At 53.3% G+C, this 353-nt stretch carries 1 pseudogene; it reads right to left on the bottom strand.

Features of this window, described 5'->3' with window-relative positions:
* Nucleotides 1–138: 138 nt before the first annotated feature.
* Nucleotides 139–353, bottom strand: a pseudogene (locus tag CWC28_RS22235) (virion protein); the annotation flags it as partial.

Here is a 353-nt window from a genome sequence, read left to right as displayed (position 1 = left end):
TAGCCGACTGGTTAAAAATGTTTTCCTGATTCAACGGGTTTACCGCTTCTACTGCGTCGCCTGCCTTGCTGCTCAGGTACCAGAGCCCCGCCGCCCCGACACCCAACAAGACAAAAAACTGCTTGTTATTCACGATACTCACGCCAGCGCGACCCCTGCATTTATGGTGTCCATGGTGTAAGGCTGCCGTCCGTTTTCATGGAGAATAATGGCGGCGATTAACTCCGGGTACTCCTGACGACTGATTCGGGTTTCCGGTTCGACCCCCAGCTTGCTGGCGACACTGTTAATGTAAGCCGTCGTGTTGTTTTCGTGCGGCGGTGCCCAGGTGTTAATAATTTCACCCACGGTAT

It is taken from the genome of Pseudoalteromonas sp. S4492 (assembly GCF_005886115.1).
Classification (GTDB): Bacteria; Pseudomonadota; Gammaproteobacteria; order Enterobacterales; family Alteromonadaceae; genus Pseudoalteromonas; species Pseudoalteromonas gelatinilytica.
This window is presented reverse-complemented; position numbering and strand designations above follow the sequence as displayed.